The organism is Methylohalomonas lacus, assembly GCF_024808875.1.
Classification (GTDB): Bacteria; Pseudomonadota; Gammaproteobacteria; order Methylohalomonadales; family Methylohalomonadaceae; genus Methylohalomonas; species Methylohalomonas lacus.
The window spans coordinates 191,326-213,659 of the sequence record NZ_JANUCT010000002.1; the positions used below are offsets into that span (position 1 = coordinate 191,326).

General features: G+C 57.2%; 9 protein-coding genes. 3 read left to right on the forward strand and 6 right to left on the reverse strand.

Features of this window, described 5'->3' with window-relative positions; all coding sequences use genetic code 11:
• Positions 1 to 5: 5 nt before the first annotated feature.
• The 5 genes from J2T55_RS02235 to J2T55_RS02255 all read right to left on the reverse strand — a co-directional run bounded on the left by J2T55_RS02235 (position 6) and on the right by J2T55_RS02255 (position 6,658).
• On the reverse strand, positions 6 to 350 hold the full coding sequence (locus J2T55_RS02235; protein ID WP_259053972.1) for a thioredoxin domain-containing protein: 345 nt from the start codon (positions 348 to 350) through the stop codon (positions 6 to 8).
• The gene (gene kaiC / locus J2T55_RS02240; RefSeq protein ID WP_259053973.1) at positions 347 to 2,059 is read right to left on the reverse strand and encodes a circadian clock protein KaiC; all 1,713 of its coding nucleotides are present in this window, start codon (positions 2,057 to 2,059) and stop codon (positions 347 to 349) included. Before kaiC ends, J2T55_RS02235 begins: the two co-directional genes overlap by 4 nt.
• 34 nt (positions 2,060 to 2,093) lie before the next feature.
• Entirely contained in the window at positions 2,094 to 4,655 is a 2,562-nt protein-coding gene (locus tag J2T55_RS02245; protein ID WP_259053974.1) for an EAL domain-containing protein, read from the reverse strand.
• Positions 4,652 to 5,701 (reverse strand): ABC transporter substrate-binding protein, encoded by a 1,050-nt coding sequence (locus tag J2T55_RS02250; RefSeq protein WP_259053975.1) that lies wholly within the window; start codon positions 5,699 to 5,701, stop codon positions 4,652 to 4,654. The genes J2T55_RS02245 and J2T55_RS02250 overlap by 4 nt, the downstream gene beginning before the upstream one ends.
• Positions 5,702 to 5,983: 282 nt before the next feature.
• On the reverse strand, positions 5,984 to 6,658 hold the full coding sequence (locus J2T55_RS02255) for a haloacid dehalogenase type II (RefSeq protein ID WP_310521962.1): 675 nt from the start codon (positions 6,656 to 6,658) through the stop codon (positions 5,984 to 5,986).
• Between the two features lie 194 nt (positions 6,659 to 6,852).
• Between J2T55_RS02255 and J2T55_RS02260 the strand changes: the two genes are divergently transcribed.
• Positions 6,853 to 8,703: a putative bifunctional diguanylate cyclase/phosphodiesterase gene (locus J2T55_RS02260; RefSeq protein WP_259053976.1), complete on the forward strand. Its 1,851-nt coding sequence runs from the start codon at positions 6,853 to 6,855 to the stop codon at positions 8,701 to 8,703.
• Positions 8,704 to 8,859: 156 nt separating this feature from the next.
• On the opposite strand, the gene J2T55_RS02265 is transcribed toward J2T55_RS02260, so the two are convergent.
• Positions 8,860 to 9,177, reverse strand: coding sequence for a hypothetical protein (locus J2T55_RS02265; RefSeq protein WP_259053977.1), 318 nt, complete (start codon positions 9,175 to 9,177; stop codon positions 8,860 to 8,862).
• Between the two features lie 610 nt (positions 9,178 to 9,787).
• Between J2T55_RS02265 and J2T55_RS02270 the strand changes: the two genes are divergently transcribed.
• Positions 9,788 to 10,846: a peptidylprolyl isomerase gene (locus tag J2T55_RS02270; RefSeq protein ID WP_259053978.1), complete on the forward strand. Its 1,059-nt coding sequence runs from the start codon at positions 9,788 to 9,790 to the stop codon at positions 10,844 to 10,846.
• Between the two features lie 497 nt (positions 10,847 to 11,343).
• On the forward strand, positions 11,344 to 22,334 hold a 10,991-nt coding region (locus J2T55_RS02275), incomplete at its 3' end, for a filamentous hemagglutinin N-terminal domain-containing protein (RefSeq protein WP_259053979.1).

Genomic DNA, 22,334 nt, shown 5'->3' on the forward strand with positions numbered 1-22,334 from the left:
CGCGGCTATGGTTGTGTGCAGTGGTCTGGCTGTTCCACCTGATCGGCATTGATGATGTTGCGCAGAAACTCCTTCAGCTTGTCCAGGTCGGAGAAGTCACCGTAAAGGACGTTGCTCTGGCCGGAGTCACTAGTATTGACCAATGCCGGGGTGGCGAAAACGCCATGTTCCAATACCTTGTCCGGGTTTCGGATCAAATCGATCTCTTCGGCCTTGATATCCTCGACATCCAGGCATTTCAGTGCCTGCTTAAGGTTGGAGCGGGCGCGCATGGAACGCGGCGAATCACCAGTGGTGAACAGGACCAGTTGGGATCGTAGGCCGTTATCCGTCTGTGACTGTGTGTTCACTGCTTGTCTCCGTCGCTGCGTTTGCCTGAATCACGGCGTTGCAGAATATGGTCGTGATGCTGTTTGTTTTCCTGTTGCGAGTCAGTGGTGGCCTGGCGTTCGATCTCGAGTTCCTGTTCCAGCCGTTGTGCCTCACTCTGGGCATTGTTGAGGCGTGAACGGGCCTGTTCCAGTTCACGCTGCAATTCGTGCTCGCGACGAGACTGTTCCTGTTGTCTTTGTCGTTTGAGCGAGGCCTCCTCGCTCTCCTTTTGCATGCGGGCGGTGCCCATGAGCACTTCGCTGCCGAACTGATAGACGTCGGCCAGGTCGATGCCTTCGTTGGTCAGCAACAGTTCGCGCACCTGGTTGGAATGTGCCGTGCCACGTGATTTGACCACGGACAGCGAGCGATTGCGTTCGCCGCCGCGGATGTCATAGCCCAGCGATATCCAGGTATCGGCCAGGGTCGAGGTATGACTGAGCGTTGATTCGCTCTCCGGCGCGTCACCTTCGCTCAGGGAAGTGATCACCGACGTGATGCCGCGCGCGCGGGCCATGCCCAGCAACCGTTCGACGGCGACATAGGGCGTTTCGGCGCTGGCTGCCTTGAGCAGTGCCGACACCGGGTCAATCACCAGAACGTCCGGCTTGAATTCGTCGAGCAGGCGCAGGACCTCGATGAAATGGACCTCAACCAGTGAGCGCCAGGCTTCGCGCGAGACGATCCGCAGATGGCCACTGTCGAGATGGCGGGCCAGATCGATGCCGACCGAGGCGACGTTGCGGACGATGCGGTCGGCCAGTTCGTCGAAGCTGAGATACAGCGCCAGTTCGCCCCGTGCTGCGGCCGCGCAGGCAAAACTGGCGGCCAGCGTAGTCTTGGACGTGCCGGGCAGGCCCGAAATCAGCGTCGTGGAACCGCGATGTATGCCGCCGCCGAGCACCTTGTCCAGCCGCTGAATGCCGGTGCCGAGGCGCTCCTGGCTGACCGGTACTGTCGCGCTGGCCTGGGCCTCGCCGAACGGAACGTGCAGGCCGTTATCGTCCATGACCATGGGCAGTTCATCGGTGACATGAGACGAGCCGCGGTACTTGGCGATGCGGAAACGGCGGTTCAATCTGCGCCCGACCAGGTCGGTGGACAGCATGAGCACGGTGTCGAGCAGGTACTCAATCTCTTCCAGGTAGGCCTGTTGCTCGTTGTCGCTGGTGTATAGTTTGGCAGTCAGTAACAGCGACAGCTGGTGTTGCTGGCACCAGGCATCGAGCGTGGCGATCTGTTCCACGGCCTGACCGGCACTGGGTTGCAGGCGCAGCAGACGGTCAATACCGTCGAGCACGATCCAGCTGGCATTGCTGGATTGGCTGCGGGCGCCGATGGCCGCCAGCAGTCCATCAATATCGAAGCTGCCGGCTGCTTCCATGCCAGGCTGCGGGCGCGCATCAATGATTTGCAGCCGATCGCCGTCTTTCAGCAGGTGGCCCCAGTTGAACGAGCTTGCGTCGCGGCGGATCTGTTGCGATGACTCCTCGAAAGAGACGAACACGCCGCCCTGGCCGGCATGGATCGCGTTGGCGAGGATCTGCTGGCATAACACGGTCTTGCCGGCACCGGGCTGACCGGCGACCAGGGTGGCGCCGACGCTGGGCAGACCGCCACGCGTGACTTCATCCAGGCCGGTTATGCCGGTTGCGCGTTTGCCCATGCGAGTTGCAGTTTCAGTCATGTAATCCTCTCGGTTCGTGGAAACAAGGGGAGAATCAGCCCCGGCTCAATTCAATGCTCGAGTTAGAATGATGCGCGGCCAAAGGCAGTGTACGTCGCTTGTCCAGCAGCCAGCGAAAATCTTCCACTTCCAGCGGCACGCTATAGTAGTAGCCCTGGCCGTTTCGGCAGCCGAGTGCCATCAGTCCGCTCCGCATCTGTTCATTTTCGACACCTTCGGCCACAGCCTCGGCACCCAGTGCCTTGGCGATGTCGAGAATGGCATTAACAATGCATTCGCTATAGGCATCGTCGAGCAGTTTGCGGGTAAAGCTCTGGTCGATCTTGATCTCGTCAAACGGATACTGTTGCAGATAGCGCAGCGAGGAATAGCCGGTACCGAAGTCGTCCAGTGACAGGTTGACGCCGAGTTCATGCAGCCTGATGATTTCCTCGCGCAGCTGTTCGGACTCCTGGTCGAATACGCTCTCGGTAATTTCCAGGGTCAGCGACTGCGGCGGCACGTCATGCGCTGCCAGTGCCTCGGCCACGGTTCGGCTGAAATTGCTCTCGGTAAACTGCACCATGGAAACGTTGAGGGAAACATTGACGATACCCAGACCGGCGTCGCGCCATACGCTCAGGTAACGGCAGGCCTCGTTGAGGACCCAGCGGCCGATCGGCCGTATCAGCTGGCTTTTCTCGGCAACGGGTATAAAGCTGGCCGGCGGCTGCAGACCGCGTTCCGGGTGATGCCAGCGCAACAGGGCTTCACAGCCGATGATGGCCCCATTGGCCAGTGACACCTTCGGCTGAAAGTGCAGTTCGAACTCGTCGTTGTCGAGCGCTAGGCGCAGTTCACGGGTCAGACGCAGACGATCCTGGGACTCGCTGTCAAGCGTGTGGTTGTACGCTGCCCAGTTGTCCCCCAGTCCGCGACGTCGGCAGTAAAACAGTGCCAGTTCCGCTTCGCGTACCAGATTTTCAGCGGAGCGAGGCTGAGTCTCCAGTCGCGTAAAACCGAACTGGGCTTCCACGTAAATCGGTGCATGCTCCACATGAAACGGTTCGGCAAATACGCTGTTCAGCAACTGGCGTTCCCAGCCGTCTGCCGGATTGGCACCCCCTTGCAGGTAGACCACGAATTCGTCACCGCCGGTACGGCCGACGAAACCCTGATCACCGACACGCGCCTGCAGCCGCCTGGCGATGCTGTTGAGCATCAGATCGCCGGTGCTGTAGCCGTAGGCGTCATTGATGTCGTGCAGTTGTACGATATCAAGCAGCACAACCCGGCCACCGAATTGCCAGCCCTGCGTCTGGAAGTGTTCGGCAAGATGGTTGATAAAGCCGGTGCGTGACCAGAGGTGGGTCAGCGCATCCTCGAAGGCCAGCCGGTTCAGTTCGAGCTCGGCCAGTTTGCGTTCGGTGATGTCGACGTGCATGACGACGGCGCCGTAGACCGATGAATCCGTTTGTCCCGGCGTCAGCCGGTTGATCATCACCCGGAACCAGCGCTGCTCCTGTGGCGAATGACAGGCGTATTCCAGTGCAAAGATATCCTGTTCGCCGGCGAGTATGGCACGCAGCCCCTCGGCAACCCGTTGTGCGTCCTTGGCGCAATCGCCATGGGCCGTCTCGCACACACTGATATAGTTCTGGCCGATGCCAAACTGGTTGTCCTTATAGTCGTTCTCCTGGCCAAAGTGCCGCCACTGATCGTTGACGTCGATGACCGTGCCGTCCTGGTCGAGCAGCGCTATATGGGCGGACAGGGAATTGATCAGGGTCTGGCGCAGGTCGAGGGCGTACGCCAGCTCGTCCTTGGAGCGCTGCAGAATCTGCTCGTGTTCCAACAGCTGGCTGTAAGTCCTTTGCTGTTCGTCGAGAAGATCGTTGAAGGCCTGGCCTAGGCTGGCCAGTTCGTCGTCGCCATTTGTGACAACGCGGGCATATATGTCGCCGTTGCGCACACGTTCAATGGTGTTGACCAGTTGCCGTGTAGGGCGATTCAGGCGCCGGTGTATCAGCCCAAAGGTTGCCACACACAAGGCGCCGAACAGCAGGGCGGTAGCGGCGAAGGCAACCGTTGTAACCACGACTTGCTGAGTGCGCGCCTGCTGCTGGGCATGCATAGCACGGGCGAGAGCTGAATCCAGGGCAATGCCGTGACTGGCAATCTGGTTCAGGATAATTTGATTACGTTCGCTCAGGTTCAGAGGGCCACCGGGGCCCTGCTCGCTTTCGACTGACGGCAGCCGTTCATTCCATTGGTCGGGGCGTATGGCTGACTCCAGTTCCCGCAGAATGATGTCGATATGATGGGCGACTCGTCCGGTACCCGTTTCCTCTTTTTCACTGAGAGATTCCAGCGCGGCCCGGATGCTACGGCCTTCCTGCTGGATGACCTGCCAGAGCTTGGGATCGGCGCCAAACAGCAGCAGGCTGTCACTGGCGACTGAAAAATTGTCGACCCGCTGCTTCAGTTCAAGCAGCGTATCCACTTCGCGCTGGTTACTGCGCATGGACTGGTAGCTATAGATACTGAGCGCCAGCAGAGCGACCAGACCTATGAAACTGGCCACGATGCTGTAGGTTGACAGCCTGACCAGTCTCATTCGGGGGCCAGGGATCGTTGCCAGGTCATATTGAGTGGCAGACCAACCGCCGACGGTGCAATGCTGCGCAGTGCCGCGGGTGCCAGCAATGGCAGAATTCGAGAGGGGCCGGACGGATGGCCATCACCATATCCCATCTGATAGGCCCAGGCCTGCTGTTGCTGGAACGTGGTAATCAGAGACCAGTCCAGATTTAGGGCATAAGCTAGATTCTGCCAGCTGTCAGCAAAGTGCTGGGCATCAATGCCTGCCCGATCGGCATACTGTTGCAGTACGGCGTCGGGATTTCGCGCGATATCGTCAATCGCCGCCTGGTAGGCATTGAGCAGCGTCCGGGTCACCTCAGGGTGCTGGTCAACCACCTCGCGCCGGCTGACGAGCAACCATTTGGCGGTGTAGACATTGCTACCAGGCAGTTTCAGCAGGCCAGTGTCCGCCTGGGCGCTCAGTTTCGCCACCCAGGGTTGCCACATGACCGCAGCGTCTATGGCCCCGTTAAGCAACGCCTGGGGGAGTTTATCGATGGGGTAATCAACCAGTGTAATCGCGGATTTATCCAGCTTGTGATAGGCCGAAAACAGCCACCAGACCAGTTCGGCGTTCGTGCCCTTGGCCATACCGACACGGCCGCCCTGCAGGGCCCGCGCCGTCTGGATCCGCTCGGCGAGGGTAACAACATGGTTGAAATGGGAGGCGTGAACGAGACTTGCAAGAATCACGGGGTCATTGGGCTCGCCCGGAGTGTTGTCCTCCAGGGTGTCTATAACCAGCGGAGTGAGGGCCATCAGGGCGTAATCGACCCGGCCATTTCTTAACCGCTGAAGGTTGGCCTTGCCAGAATCCGTATATTGAACTTCAATCGCCAGGCCGCTTTGCTGGAAGTGACCATTGCGATCAGCGATTAGGGTCGGGAGATCACCGAGGTAATCCACGCCGGACAGGCGCATGGTCGAAGAATTGTCAGCGCTGACAGGTGGCGGGCGGATCAGTAGCAGAACGAGTACCGCAATAAGCCAGCTGCCCGGGGTGTGAGGCGATGCAGTCATGGGAGGTCAGGGTCAGTCTGTGCTTGCCCAAGATCCCCTATATTTGTGCGAATAGGTTGCATACGCATCCAAGATTAAGGATCGACTGGCATGTTTTACTTAACTTATCGTTATTTTGGGTAACCTAGTATTACCAAACCAAGATAGTCAAATATTTTTGCTCATACTCGCCGTAACCAGCATAACAGTCAGGACATGCTTACAGGGGGTGTTAGACATGTCCAGTACTTAATATACATGATGTTAGCGAGTCCATGTTTAGACTTAGTCTATTAAGCAACCTCAGCGATTGGGCAGCAGATTGATAAGCTCGGTGAGCTGATCGAGCGTCAGCGTCGGCGTCATTTCCCAGAAATCACTGTCAAAATCCGGGCCGCGACGTATGTAGGCGGCGTTCAGATCGTGGTTTAGCGCGCCAATGAAATCGAAACTGTTGCCGGATATCATCCAGGTCTCTGATGGCCTGGAGCCGGTCTCCCGCAGAAGTAGCTCGTAGACTTCCGGGTTGGGCTTGTAGCTTTTTACCGCATCGACGCTCAGTATCTGCTCGAAATAGTGGCGGATGCCGCCATGGTCAAGCAGGATAGCCAGATCATCGGGGGTGCCATTCGACAGGACGACGAGCCGGTAACCTGATGCGGCCAAGGCCTTAAGTGCCGCGTCGACATCCTCATACTTGTCCAAACGGCGGTACTGCTCGCACAGGGCTTCAACCCGATCATCGTCCAGATCCAGTCCCCGGGTATAGCAGCTGAATTTCAGCGCATCGCGGATACAGGCATCAAACGGCATGTACATACGCATCAGTCCGCGTCTGAAAGCGAACTCGAGCTGTTTCTGTCGCCACAAGTGGGCTAGATCCGCAGGTCCATCGATGCCTTCCCGAGCCAGAGCGCCAATGATGCTCCTAGTATCAAACAGGGTTCCGTATACATCGAATGCAAGTGTCATTGCCATGGTCAATAAGCCGTCATCAGGTGGTCAAGCGACCGCAGAATAACAAAATAGCGGTTATATGGTGAAGAAGGTATGTATGTGATAGTTCACAATCTCATGCTAATCTATTCAAGGGTAGAATGGCGTCTTAACGATGATGCTGGGGAGGAGCTGTGTTAAACGCACAATATTGCTGCCATGGCAGATCGTGAAGATTGGCAAACGGCGGCCCACACCAACAACACACCAACAGAAATGGTGAGCAGCAGTCCCTAACAACCGGGCAAGCACCGGTAGATCCGTGTGAACCGGTAGCGTCACTGTCATCCGGAGCTCTGCCGGATGACAGCCTGCTGAACTCGTTACTGCAGGCCGTGATGGGGCACCTTCAGGATATGGTCATCATCACCGAGGCGAGTCCGATGGCGCCACCGGGTCCGTTGATCGTATACGTCAACGAAGCCGTGACCGAGCGCACCGGCTTTGCCCGGGACGAGTTGCTGGGCGCCCCAGTATCCCGGCTGCTCGGTGAGGCCTCTGATCCAAGCACTGTCGAGCGTATATGGCAGGCGATGCACGCCGGCCAGCCCATTGATTTCGAGATTGTCAATTATACGCGCAGCGGTGAGCCATTCTGGGTGGCATCGCGATTTTGCCCCGTTGCCGATGACAGCGGTGTCATCCGTTACTGGATAGCTATCAAGAAGGATATCCAGGCGCAGAAACAGGCTGAACGTCAGGCCCACGATCTGGCTTTTTACGACGCCCTGACCCATCTGCCCAACCGGCGGTATCTACAGAATCGGCTGGGGGAGATCGTGTCCGCCACAGGCAACGTACAGTCCAGTGCGTTGCTGTTCATCGACTTTGATGATTTCAAGCGAGTCAATGATACCTTCGGTCACACTGTGGGCGATGATCTGCTCATCGAGATGGCAAAACGGCTAATGGGGGCTGTGCGCGACAGTGACCAAGTCGCCCGTATCGGCGGTGATGAATTCGTTGTACTACTGGAGTCCTTGGGACAGGATCAGACAACGGTGGTTGAGCGGGCCGGACGCGTCGCCAACAAGATTGTTGACCATTGTAATGAACCGTATCTGATCAGCGGCATCGAGATATTTCTGACGCCGAGTATCGGCATGACAATCATAGAACCGACAACCGGAATCTGCCCTGAGCAAATCCTGAAGCAAGCTGATATGGCCATGTATGCTGCCAAAGCGACGGGCAAGAATGCGGTGCGATTCTTTGACCCGGATATGGAGCAGCAGATATCCCAGCGTCTACGGCTTGAGTCTGAACTGCGCAGAGCACTTGCACGCGATGAGTTCGAACTTTATTACCAGCCTCAATTCCACGCGAGCGGTGCACTGTTCGGCTATGAGGCATTGATCCGCTGGCAACATCCAGTCCGCGGGTATCTCGGCCCTAGCGAGTTCATCGAAGTGGCCGAGGAGAACAACCTTATTGTCAAAATGGGTGAGTGGGCATTACGCCGGGCTTGTGAGCAGGCGAGTAAATGGATGCGAACGTATCCGCGTGAGGTGATCCGGGTTTCGGTGAATATCAGCCCACGGCAGTTCCATTCCCCGAACTTTGTTCAGTCCGTGGCTATGGCCCTCAATAACAGCGGATTGAGTCCCTGGCTTTTGAAACTGGAGCTGACCGAGAATCTCATGCTTGACCATATTGAGCAGATCATCCAGAAAATGGCCCGTTTGAGCGATCTGGGCGTGATTTTATCCCTCGACGATTTCGGGACCGGCTTCTCCTCCTTATACCATTTGAAGACACTCCCCATCACTGAAATCAAGATCGACCGCTCGTTTGTCAGAGATCTGAACAGCGATCCAAGCGATCTCGAAATCGTGCGCTCGATTATCGATTTGTCGCACAATCTGCATAAATCAGTGATCGCCGAGGGTGTCGAGACTCGAGAGCAGTATCAGTTGCTGCAGGCTATGGGGTGTGATGCTTATCAGGGCTACTATCTGGGCCGACCCGCATGTGCGGATTCACTAAAGATCGACAGAGTTCAAGATATTTCAAGCTCAATCTATTGATCTTCTGATATTAATCACGTGAACCGGGCTCTATGGATGCCATTCAATTTGAAACAGGAACACAATGGCGTCATTCAAGAGGTACAGGGCAGGGTGGCTCTATAAAGACCAGCGACGTCCGTCTCAGCGGGCGTCGCCGGAACACCAGGAAGCGCCTTAATGACGCGCGGTAACAAACAGCGAGCGCAGTGTCACGACCAGGATCGCCGCCGAGATGAAAGCGACGACATTGGCGATGATGGCCGTGCCGATATCACCGATATAGGGAATGACACTGATGGCCGACGCCGACATCAACATACCGATGGCGGCCAGCAGAAAGGTTTGCGTTTCCTGTTCGCCGACATTGAGAAAGCCGACGACGAGTCCGAGGATGGCCAGTACCCAGGTGACCCAACTGTAGTCCAGGCCAAAGCCCGCAAGTACGGCGATCACCAGACCGGCAATAAAAGCCCATTTGCCTATGAGTGCCATGCTACCCCGCCTGTTGCTGTTAGCTCTTATAAGTGTGGAAATGGCCATGGCCCGGCGGGTACAACGGTGCCCGGCCGGGCTACCGCAGTTGCACAAAAATGGTGCACAAGACAAGTGTAGCAAATAAGCTGAAAATCTATACCTCCTAGGAGGTAATCCCGGCGGGGTCGGGACCGGGTTGTTCAGTGGCGCCTGGTGCGCCGTTGCCGGGCGCGCCTGAACGGCAGTGGGTTGGCCTCGATGAAATGTTGGAACCCGCGTTCCAAGAATGCGGCGATGTTCCTGCGCTACAGCCAGCCGTAGCCCGGGGGTGGCGTGTCGACACCGATGGCTATGGATGAGCCACACATTATAAATGTGCGGTGAGCAGGGTTTCGATCGCCAAATCAGAACAGGCAGCTATGCAGTTAGCGGGTTGCATTCAGCGCCGGTTGTACTCGACTCGCGCCAGCCTAGGTGCAGGAGTATTGAAGGTTCTGGAGCTATTAATATAGACTGACCGAATATTCAACCATAGCTTTCTATGGTCAGGGGGATATCAGATTCACGGCCTTCAACCTGTTGGTTAAGGTCGCCCTCATTCCTGTGTGTGCTGAACCTCTATTGAACATTGGGCTTCAAACCCGCTTTTTTACTAAATGGAACTATCATGAAATCAATTACTTCCTTGACTATCGGCGCAGCAATTCTGGGCCTGGGCATTATCATCGGATTGATGATAGCGAATCCGGATGCTGTTATTTCTGGTGAGGACGCTCCGGCCGCGGAAGAAACACAAACCAGCGCTGATGCTCAGGCGAGCAGCGAGTCTGCCGCGCAAGATTCAAGCAATAATTGGGCAGCAGGATCCACAACAAGTGACAAACTGGGCGAAGAACATGTACGCCGCGTGGTTGCCAACCTCGGTGCCGCAGAGAGAGAGCGGATACTTGATGAAAAGGCCCTGTTTGTAAACCTGGTTGAACAGGAGGCCCGCAATCATTCAGTCACCGCAGCTGCTCATGACAACAACATGACGGCAAACGATAACGTGCGTTTCCTCATGCAGCGTGCTGCCAACAATGTCTTGCGTGAGGCCTATTTGAATACGCTTATGAATGAGCAGTTGGCGGATGATTTTCCCACCGAAGAGCAGGTCAGCGAATTCTACGACGACAACCGCGACAGCTTCCGGGCCAGTGACCGCATCCAGGTTTGGCAGATATTCCTGCCGGTCAGTGAGGAAGGGCTGACGGCTGACGAGGCCGAGGCACGCTCCAGGACCCTGTTTGACCAGATCAAGGCCGGCGAGCTGAGTTTCGCCGACGCCGCGGTCGAGCATTCAGCGCACGCCACCAGCCGCCAGAATGATGGCTATATGGGCGCCGTACCGACCGGCCAGCTCAAGCCTGAAGTGGCGGAGGCCCTTGCCGATGTCGGTGAAGATGAAATGACGCGCATACAAAGCGAAGATGGCTGGCACATCCTGAAAAAAGGACGCACGCTTGAGGGCCGCCAGTTGAGCCTTGATGAAGTCGAGCCGCGTATTCGCCAGACCCTACAGAATCGGGCGCGGCAGGAATTCCGTCAGGCAGTCAGCGAGCGTGCCATGGAGGCACATGCCTTCATGCCCGAGGACAGTGAGATCGATGCATGGTGGCAGGCGCTGAAGTCCGGCATCAACAATTGATCCGTTGAGTCCGGTCATCTGTGGACAGGCTGCGGCACCGGATTTGTCCAGGATCGCACCGTGAACAGCGGCAGCTAAAAATCTCTTTGGTAACGGGTGATTGGTGATTTGGCTTGACAGCCTTATCCCCAATCGGCCAATATCCAAGAGCCACATGTAGGATGTCCCGGCCAGTGATGCCGATGTATTGAGATTCGGGAACAGGCAACGGATTATCCATGTGGAGTTGATTTGAGCGTCATGCATTGTATGACGCTCTACGGTGCCGGGTGAGGGCCTGGGACCGTAAAGTCAACTGTAACGGGGAAATGAACCAGTTGCGCCTGAGGCCACAGTCATCGCGCAGTTTGGCAAGCTGTAAATAAAGTTGTAAGCCACAAACAGGATTCATGCTCGGTGCTATGGATTGCCGGGGGAATTGTTAGTCTATAACCGGATTATCGGCGGCGCGGCCACACGCATCCAGCCCGAGATCGGTTAGTCAGGGGAAAATTGATATGTTGACCGCTCAAAGTCGCTTGGCACAGCGATTGCAGGCTCGTTTCTGCGCTGTTTTACTCACACTCCAGTTTCTCGCGCCTACCGGCGTTGTCTGGGCCAACCCAAGCGGTGAGCAGGTCGCTGCCGGCGATGTCCAGTTCGAGCGATCCGGCAACGACCTGATCATTACCCAGGGGAGCAATCGCGCAGTCATCAATTGGCAGGATTTCTCCATCGGTGCCGATGAACTGACCCAGTTCCTGCAGCCCGATAGTTCGTCTTCTACCCTGAACCGCGTCATAAGTAATAATCCCTCGGAAATCCTCGGCACCCTCGCTGCTAACGGCAACATTTTCCTCATCAACCAGAACGGCATTCTGGTCGGCGCCGACGCCGTCATTGATACCCACAGTTTCCTGGCCTCGACGCTGGATGTCTCCAACGAGGCCTTCATGGAAGGCGGCGATCTCACATTCCTCGGTGAATCCCAGGCCGCCATCCAGAATCTGGGCACGATTACCGCGAACGGCGGTGATGTGTATCTGATCGCACGCAAGATCGACAACAGCGGCAGCATCAGCGCGGCCGGGGAAGCCGGCCTGCTCGCGGGCACCGAGGTTCTGTTGCGTGCCGAAGGCGATAACCGCGGTGCGGTGCTCGTCGGTACCAGCAATGACAGCATCGAAGACGGTGCGGCCATCAAGAACAGCGGTGACGTCGAAGCCGCCAGGGCCACGCTCGATGCCACCGGTTCCATGTATTCCGTTGCCATCAATAACGAGGGCACCGTGCGTGCCACTGGCGCCGATACCTCCAATGGCCGCGTGCGCCTGACCGCCGGCGGCGGCAATATCGAAAACAGCGGTACCATCGCCGCGCAGAATGCCGACGGCAGCGGTGGCGAGATCGAAATCGCCGCCGGTTCAAATGACGACAACACCGCCACTGTCATGAACAGTGGCACGGTGGATGCCTCCGGCTATGCCGACGGCGCGACCGGCGGCAGCGTCGAGATCACCGGCGATCGCGTCGCCCTGATCGGCGACGCCCTCGTCGATGCCTCCGGTGACACCGGCGGTGGCCAGGTCAACATCGGTGGTGGCTTCCAGGGTAACGATGCGGATATCCAGAATGCCGAACGCACCCATGTTGGTTCGGACGCTGAAATCAAGGCCGACGCTGTAACCGAGGGTGATGGCGGCGAGGTGATCGTCTGGGCCGACGGCGACACCCGTTTCACGGGCAAGATTAGCGCCACCGGCGGCACGGAAGGCGGCGACGGCGGCTTCGCCGAGGTTTCCGGCAAAGACTTCCTCGACTTCCGCGGCATGGTCGATCTGACCGCGCCGGAAGGCATCGTGGGTACGCTGTTGCTCGATCCGGCGGATATTGAAATCAACAATACCGGTCCTGATAACAACATAGACAGTGACCCATTTGAGCCAACTGGTGGTGGTCCCAGTGTATTAACCTGGGCGACGCTGCTTGCGGCACTGGACATCGCAGACGTCGAAGTGACTACGGTTAATGCTGTCATTAGCCCCGGTGAACCAGGCAATATAACGATTACAGAAAGCCATGGTCCGGGTGCTTACGATACTGTACATGCCCTGACTCTGAGCACGGCCTCTGCCGGTGACATTATAGTCAACGCTGCCGTCAACAATGCCGGGAGCGGCGGACTGATTTTGAATGTCGGCAACGACCTGGACGTCAATGCCGGTCTGGATTTCGATGCTATTACGGTTAATGCCGGTGCCCAGACCATTGGCTTAGGCGCCTCCGCTGGCGATGTGACATTGGATGATACCGAGCTGGGTTTAATTACCGCTAATACACTGACCCTGAATTCAGCCTTGACCGGTGGTGGTACAGGGATTTTCGTTGACGGCATTACCGCTGCGAACAGTGATAACGTCGGCACCGTCGAACTCAATACCACTGCCGATTCCGATATCCAGTTCCTGACGGGTGGGTCGGTATTTAATGCACTGATGGCAAATGCAGGCGATCAAATTGATGTCGATGCTTCAGTGGAGACAGACACCGGCATCCTGAGCCTCACCGGCCAGGCAGGCACTGACTCGATCGATATTGCTGCCGGTCTGACCGCGGTCGACACGGTGAGTCTGATCGGCGATAACATTAATCTCGGTGCTACGGTCAGCGCAGCCGGTGAATTGGTGTTGCTGCGGCAGTTTACAAACGGCGTGCAAATCAATCTCGGCGGCCCTGATGCGCCTGGTACACTGGGCCTTACTGATACTGAACTGGATCAAATTACCGCCGACGTGATCCGCGTCGGCAATGCTGATACCGGCGCTCTCAGCCTTTCTACGGCTATCAATCCGGCTAATGCCGATGAGCTGGTGCTGGGTTCCGGTACCAACATCAACGACAACGGCAACGCGATTACAGTCGGCGGCCTTGCCACCCGCGGCAGCGGCCCGGTGACTCTGGACGGTGCTGCCCACGACATCAACACCTTCGCCAGCAGCACCAGCGGGGCCGTCGATCTGCAGACACTCGGGGCCGTATCGATCGGTACGGTTGGGATTACCTCCGGCGTTAACCTCGGTGGTAATCCCTTCACGATCACGGCCGGCGGCGATGTCACCCAGGCGAACGCCATCACGAACGTCACCGACCTTGCGGTGGATGCTAACGCCGGTACCAATGCCATCACCCTGAATAACGCGTCGAACGCGATCACCGGCACGGTGACCATGACCGGTGCCGCGACAGCCTTCCGCAACTCTGTCGCCGGCGGCACCACGCTGGGCGATATCAGCGCCGGTTCGCTGACGGTGACCTCGGATAATGCGATTACCCAGGCCGGCGGTACGACGGTTACGGCGACCGGCGCCACGGCATTCGAAACGCTCAACAATGATCAGGCCATAACCCTGGACAATACCGGCAACACTATCAGCGGCGGTATTACCTTGACGACGGCCGGAACCGATGGTGATGTGACCCTTAGGAACAACGGCACCATTACCTTTAGTGGCTTGTCCAGCGTAGTCAATGGCGATTTGACGGTCGTTCAGGAGGACACTGCCAGTGGCCAGATACTCCAGAACATGTCGGGCGATATCACGGTATCCGGCATAACTCGCCTGACCAATAACAACGAAAACATCGGCGATGCCGAGATTTTCAGCATTGCCTCGATCGTTTTCGGTGACGGGGCGCCCTCGAGCGGCACCAGCTTGATCGACGGTAACCTGGTGGTCGGGACCGATGGCTCGGTGAGCCAAACTGATCCCGTTCTGGTCAATGGCAACTTCACATCTAACGCCAGCGGCTCGACCACGATGGATAACGCCGGCAACATTTTTGACGGGACTTTCAGCGCCTCCGACAATTCCATCGTCCTGCGTCGCGTCGGTGACGTCGATATTAATGCCGAACTCGGCGGCGGGGCGGTCAACACCACCGGAAGCCTTACGGTGATCGCGCTGGCCGAGGGCGATGAATTCGATTCGGCTGCTCCCGATCCCGGCGGCACAGCAGCACTGGACCTGAGCAATACCGGGAACAGTTTCGGTGGTGGTCTGGTGATCAATACGGGCGGTGGTGCAGACTTCACCACTACGCCTGCCGGCTCGGCCGAAATCACCCAGAGTAGCGATATCACGGTAGGCGGTACGGCTACGTTCCGCTCGATCGACGATGCCACGAGCCAGACGCCTTTCGATCTCGTCAATCTGGCCAACGGCGTGAATTCGAACACGCTGTCCGGCGTTATCCAGCTTGAGGGCACCGATGTCAGCCTGGCAAACACCGGGACCACGAATCTCGGCACGTCGACGATCAGCAATAATCTGACAGTATCTTCAACTGGACCTATCGTTGACAGTGGCGTGCTGACCGTAACAGGAACCTCCTCGTTCGAAACGACAATGGCCGCCGATACCATTGTTCTCGACGAGGATCACGAACTGACAGGCGCGGTGGAGCTAACCACCAATGGCGGTAATGCAACGCTCAACAATAATCAGGTTACGCTGCTCGGAGATGTGGCGCTGGGCACCGGCGATTTCGATATTACATCGGCCGATACCATTACTCAGGATGCCGACACCTCGATCCAGGCGAATCAGCTGGATGTGGAAACCCTTGCCGGCAATGCCGAACTGACCAACGCGGCCAACACTATCAATGATCTTGATACCGTCAGTGTGACTGGCAACTTCCGTCTGCACGAGTCCGACGGTTTTGATGCCATCGGCACCATTGACGCCGGCGGTTTTGTCGAGGTGGGTGTTACGGGGGGTAATGTCGCGCAGACCGGTGGTTCGATTACTGCCGGCGGCTTGCTTCTGAGGCAGTTGAACGCTGGCGCCGCCACCAGTAACTTCGATATCACCCAGATTGGCAACGCAATCGGTGCGCTTGCTTCGGACCTCGGGGATGCCTCGTCAACTCTGAATCTGGATATCCGTAACGGAACTTCGCTGGATATCGATGCCTTGGGCAGTGTTAGCGGAGTCACGGCTGGCGGCGGCGATGTCAATATAGAGCTGGCTGCCGGGCAGTCACTGACCAGTAGCAACGGCCAGGCAATTACCATGAACGGGGGACAACTCAAGCTGCGAGCTGACGCCCTTGGGACAGACTCGAACCCGATTATCACTGGCGGGGCGTATACCTTCGCGGCCAACGCCGCCAACGGCAGTATCTTTATCGAAAATTCCGCCACACCCGGTGACATCACGGTTGGAAACATCGCGGCGCCGGGCACGGCGACCGCCGGGGTCACGGCCAGTGCCGGCAATACCGTTGAACTGGTCAATAGGGGCGGCGATTTCATTGTTAACAATGGCATAACCGGTACGGGTGGCATCACCCTTGACAGCAGTGGCGGTATAACCTTGGTGGCCAATGTTGGTTCCAACACCACCGCTTCGGTGGACCTCGTTCATGACGGTGTTCTCGACTCCAACGGCGGTATCGCCCAGACTACTGCCGCAGGCACGCTGACGCTGGGCGGCGATGGAAACATCGGCGTATCCCAGGCAGATCCTTTCATATCCTCGTCTGGTAATGTCGCATTCAATAAGACTATTGCCGGCATGCATTTTATGCAGAACCTGATTAGCTCCACCGTCTCCGGTACGGTTAATGGCGACCTGGGCTACAACAATGCCGTTAGTGCCGGCACCTCGCTGACCCTCGACGGCATTACCCAAACCGGTAGCGACGCCACTATGCTGCTCCGCTCGTCCACCTTTATCGAAGGTTCTACGCCATTTGCCGTGGTCGGCGCCGGTGACGGTACCACCGCTCTGGCACTCAGGGCGGGCTCCCGTGTCGGCGATACCGGTGTCCCGTTTGTCACGCAGGACATTGGCACTGTGGCCATTAACGCCGCCGGCGGCTTGGTGAATTATCGCAATGAGGATACGCCGTTTACGGTCGGCTCTATCACGTTGGATAGTGTCACGACTACGGGTGTATCAGCGGCCAATGCCGTGGATATTTCCAGTACCAGTTCTGGTTCCCCCTCCATCACGCTGGCCAATAATGTTACTGGTTCCGGCAACGTAAACATTACTGTAGATGATTCGGCAAATCCGGGCCCGACACTGGTGGTCAACGGTGGCGTGACCGTGCAGGCCGGGGCCGGTACCGGTGGTACGGTAGTTATTGGCGGTGGCGTGCAGAACAATGGGTCGGTAGCGGCTGGTACGGGCACGACTGCTTTCCTGGACGGTGGTCTTGAGGAGAATGTCATCGCCGGGGGCACTTATGCTAGTAACACCACATTTACCGCAGACGGCGACATCATTGTGACAGGTGACGTCAGTGGTATCTCCGGCGCCAGCTTCAACTTTATCTCCGATAATGATCAGAACAACACCGGTGGTTTCCTTCTGACTGATTCGGGCAGTATTACCACGGCCTCGTCAGGTGTTGGAACCGGCAACATAACAATTGAAGGCTCCAGCCTACTAACTACGGACGGCACTTACCTCAACGGTGCCGCAGGACTGGGCGGCGGTATTGGTAATGGCGTTGTGCTCGCCCAGAGGGGAACGCCGACCGTGGTCATCGACGCCGGTGGCGATCTGACTCTTAATAGCCGTACCGGTGGCTCTACCGGCGATAGCAATTTCCGCCTGAACGAGAATATCAACGGCAATAATGTTTTCCTGAATAACCGCGGCATCCTGACCCAGGACAACAGCGTTGCCCAGCGACGCATCCGCGCAACCGGTTCGGGTGTCCAGGGCAATATCACTTTTGGCAGCACCGGCCAGGTCGGCGCCGCTTCCACGGCGCCTGACAAGATCAACATTGAATCGCTGCGGGTCATTTTCAATAAGGTGGATCCAGGCGGCAACGATTTATCTCCGGTTTACCTGACCGAGCGTGATTCCGGCACTACGCTGGAAGGTACGGTGTTCGGTGATCTTGACGTCAATACGACTACCCCGGGGAGTCTGACCCAGGGTGCATCAACCCTGAATGTTCAGAAAGAGGACTCGGAAGTTCGCCTCTTTACTAGCACCGGTTCCATTACCCTGAACAATCCCGGTAACCAGGTACAAGCCTTTGGCGCGGTGGACGCCAATTCCGGCAGTTTTCGTTACGATGGGTCAATCAATCTGGCTCTTAACGACACCATTGATGCCGCCCAGACGGTCGCCATCAATCTGGGTTCCTCGGGCGGACAGGATCTGACACAGACATCCAGTGCTGCCATCACGGGCCAGAACGTCGAGTTTTTCTTCAACGAGGCCCTGATGCAGTCGACCATTACCGCCAGCAGTACCGTCAGCTACAATCACGACGGCCTGTTGCAGACCAGCGGCAATACTTCCCTGGTTACCGCCAATACCATCGATCTGCAGGGCATCGGTGATGTCGGTAACAATCTTTCAGACGGCATTTATTCCCAGGCCTCTAATCTGAGCTTTAACAAAAATGCTGGCAATATATTCGTCCGGGAAAGCAGTTCCATCACCGTAGGCGGTACCTTCGGCCAATCTAGTCCGGCCACATTGAATGTTTCCACCGGTGACAATACCAGCACGGCGACATTAAATATCGACAATGCAGGCATTAACGCCGGCACGGACTCCAATGTACATCTCATTGCCGGTAACAGTACGACCGGCTTCTCGGCTATCAATAATTCAAACTCGGGCATCATTAATATGTCCGGCGGTGACCTGTTGCTGGTTGGACGCCAGGGCGTCGGCAGTCTGAGTGCACCGGTTTTGACCAACGGTTCCTATACCCTGGCCGGTACCAACCGCGGCAGCACTGGCGGATTCTTCGTGCAAAGCTTCGATGGTGACGTGACCGTTGGCAGCATGCAGGCTTATACCCCTGAACACGCCGGAGATCCATTTGCTGGCGACCATGACGTGCTGGGGACTTTTGACGGCGTTCGGCAACTGGCAACCATTAACTCTGGTAATGCCAAGAATATCCGCATAGATAATCTGGGCGGGAATATTACAGTCGATAATATTATTGAGGTTAACCAGAATCAGCAGAACGTGGTTCTTGTTGCCAATGACGTTGCAAGTGGCGGCCGTATTATTCAAGGCGGTAGTGGCAATGGGGTTATCGCCATGTCCGGAGGTCAGCTGATCCTGCAGGCGGAAGATGGTATCGGTGAGATCGACAATGCCTTGCTAACTAGTGGCTCCTTTAACCTCGGCGCCGAAATTGTCGACGCCGATTCAAACGCGACCCGCGGGTTCTATTTGACCAATACTACCGATGTCTTCGGTGCTGGCACCATCACTATTGCTGATACCCAAGAGAATCCCAGCGGCACTAGTCTTAATCTGCAGGGCGTTTCGGTGAACTCCAGTAGCAATGGTGATATCCGTATCCGAAATACAGCCAATCTCGGCACCAGCAATATCCAGGTTAATAGCCAGCTCGCCCCAGTTGCTGGTCAGGATATTCTGCTAATCGCTGATAACGGTGCCATTCTCCAAGGCGGCGGTGCGGCTGCCACGCTGAACATGAACGGCGGCAACTTGCTTTTAGCAGCCAATCAGGGCATCGGCTCATTGGCCAGCCCGATCCGGACTACAGGCAATTACGATCTCGCGGTAGCTAACGATGATCTTTCTGCCACGCTCAGCGGCTTCAGTAACCAAGTAGCTAGCGGCAACATCAACATCCTGAATACAGGGGTGGGCACCGTTACCGGTACGGGTAATATCACCGTTACCGATGTTATGGACCTATTTAGTGCCGGTGCCGGCGTTAATACGCCGCTAGGCACGGTCTCCGGCGGCAGAAACACCGCCGATGCCGTTGATCAGGGTGCTATCCGCATTCGCAACGACGCGGCCGGCGCTGATTCCGGCGATATTATCGCGATAGATACAGTGGTTGAGACACTCGGCACGACCGGTGGCGATGCCTTTATCGAAATGGTTGCTGCTGATGACCTTAATATCGGCGATGGCCAGACAACCTTAACCGGTACCGAAATAACCACTAATAACGGCGCCATTAATCTGACGGCCGCGAATGCAAACACGGGGGATGGTATTGACGGTATCCTTATTACCGCCAGTGATGGCACTGCGACATCCGATACCTTGATCCAAGCTGGTGGAGCTGCTGGCAACGTCAACATGACGGCGACCGCTAACAGCGGCGTTATCGACGTGCTCGGTGGTGATGCTGATGGCGCCAGTGTGTCGGTAAATTCGGCTGAGCTAATGGATGTCGAGACAAATGCCCTGACTGTGCTTGGTGGTAATGCTACTAACGGTAATGCCTTTGCAGAACTGGTCTCGCAGGGTGAGCAGAATATCGACGTCCTGGACGATCCGAATAACGTAGCCAGCGGTAACCTGCTGGTTGAGGGTGGCACCAACGGTGTCGCCGGCAGTGGCAACTACGCGCTTATTCGCGGTAATCAAACCATCAACGTCGCCAATAACTATGATGTGATTGGTGGCGCAGGTATAGATGCCTTTGCACTGACAGAAAGCACTGCCACAGGCGTCGATGCCCAGAACATTACTGTCGGTGAAGTTATGACCGTCAGAGGTGGTACGGGCGACGGTTCCTATGCCCTGGTGCGTACCATTAATGACGGCGAACAGGACATCGAAGTGCAGAACACTAGCGGTAATGCCGCCACCGATGCCCTGATCATTTCCGGGGCTACCGGCACCGTCACCGACGATAACGAAGCCGGCATCGTCAGCAATTCGACATCTGCCAATGGCCAGAGCATCACCGTCAACCAGGGCAATCTGGTGCTGGCGGGTATCGACAGTGTCTCCAATGCCCGGACGTACGGCACCGGCAGTGTCACCGTTGGTTCGGTGATCCAGTCCGCGGGTAACCAGTCCATCGACGTGGCGGACGGCAATTTCGATATCGATGGCGGCGACGTGGCCGGTAGCCGCGCACTCGTATCGATGAGTGGCGATGATAACCAGCAAGTCCTGGTGCAGAACGGTAATCTGACCCTGGATGGTGGTACGGTTCTGGATACCCAGGCCATTATCGAATCTGCCAGCTCCCAGAGTATTGGCACAGTGGGTACGCCGATCGACGGCTATCTAACCCTGGCTGGCGGTTCGGGTCAGACTGCGGACGCCTTCATCAGCTCCGTGGATACGCAGGGCATATTCATCAGCGGCAACAGTACGTTGACCTTCGCCGGTATCAATAACATTTCGTTGGGTCTGGAAGGTGGCAGCGACGGTACTGACGGCGGTGATGCTTACATTGAGCAGACCGATGGCGGCAGTACCCAGACCATCACCACGACGACAGGCAATGTCGTGGTGGCCGGCGGCACCGGCGGTAGCGACGGCGACGCCTTTATCCGCAGCGCTTCGAATACCACGCCCAACGGCCAAGCTGTTACGCTCAATAACGGTAGCCTGCACGTACTCGGCTCGACCACGGCCGACGGCGGTATTGCCAATATCGAGCTGACCGGCACCGGCCAGCAGTCCATTGATATTGTCGACGGCGACAGCGATCCGTCGACCGGTGATGCCGGTGACCTGTTCGTGACCGGCGGTGCCGATACCGCCGAGGCCTTCGTGGCTTCCGGAGGCACGCAGGACCTCGATGCCGACCGCGATATGGAAGTGCAGGGTGGTACTGGTGTCGACGCCTTTGCCGAAGTGACCTCGACCGGCAATCAGGATATCGATGTCGGGCGCGAGCTCGATGTCCTCGGGGGCAGTGGCGCCGACGGCGGCATCGCCGCCGAGTCCACGTATGCTGCGATCACCTCGGGCGCCCTCCAGGACATCCTCGTCGGCGCAAACATGGAAGTTGGTGGCGGCACGGGTAGTGACGCCTATGCCGAAGTCACTTCGGTGAGCCGCCAGTCCGTCGACGTTACCGGTAACCTGGACATCCTTGGTGGCAGCGGTCTCAGCAATGATGACTCCGCCTACGCTGAAATCACGTCCAACGGCGTGGATGCCGGCGCCGATCTGGCGCAGTCCATCCTGGTCGGCGGCAATCTGACCGTCGAGGCCGATACCGCCACGGCGGCAACCGACGCTTATGCTGAAATCCTCGCCGATAACGCCGGCGCAGCCAGTCAGTTCATTGATGTCGAGGGCTTTATTGAAGTCACCGGCGGCCTAGGTACGGGGCAGTATGCAGCTATTACAGCGGATGGAGTGGGCTCCGGCTCTCCCTCGTTGGCGCAGGACATTAATGCGCGTGAATATATGACAATCACGGGTGGTGAGGGCCAAGGTGCCAGCGCCCTGGTGAGTACTAATGATACTGCTGGCGAGCAGCAGGTAGTTGTCCAGAATCTGAATCAATTAGGTGCTGCCGGTCTGACGGTGCAGGGTGCGGCCGACTCGGCCAACACGGGTAACGAGGCCGGCATTGTGAGTGCGGCGACGGGCAGTGATGCCCAGGTGGTGACGGTCAACAACGGCGCCCTCGTGGTGAGCGCGCGCGACAGTGTCTCGACGGTGAGCTACGGCTTGGTGACCGAGGCCGGCACGGCCGGTGCGGTGCTCCAGTCGGCGGG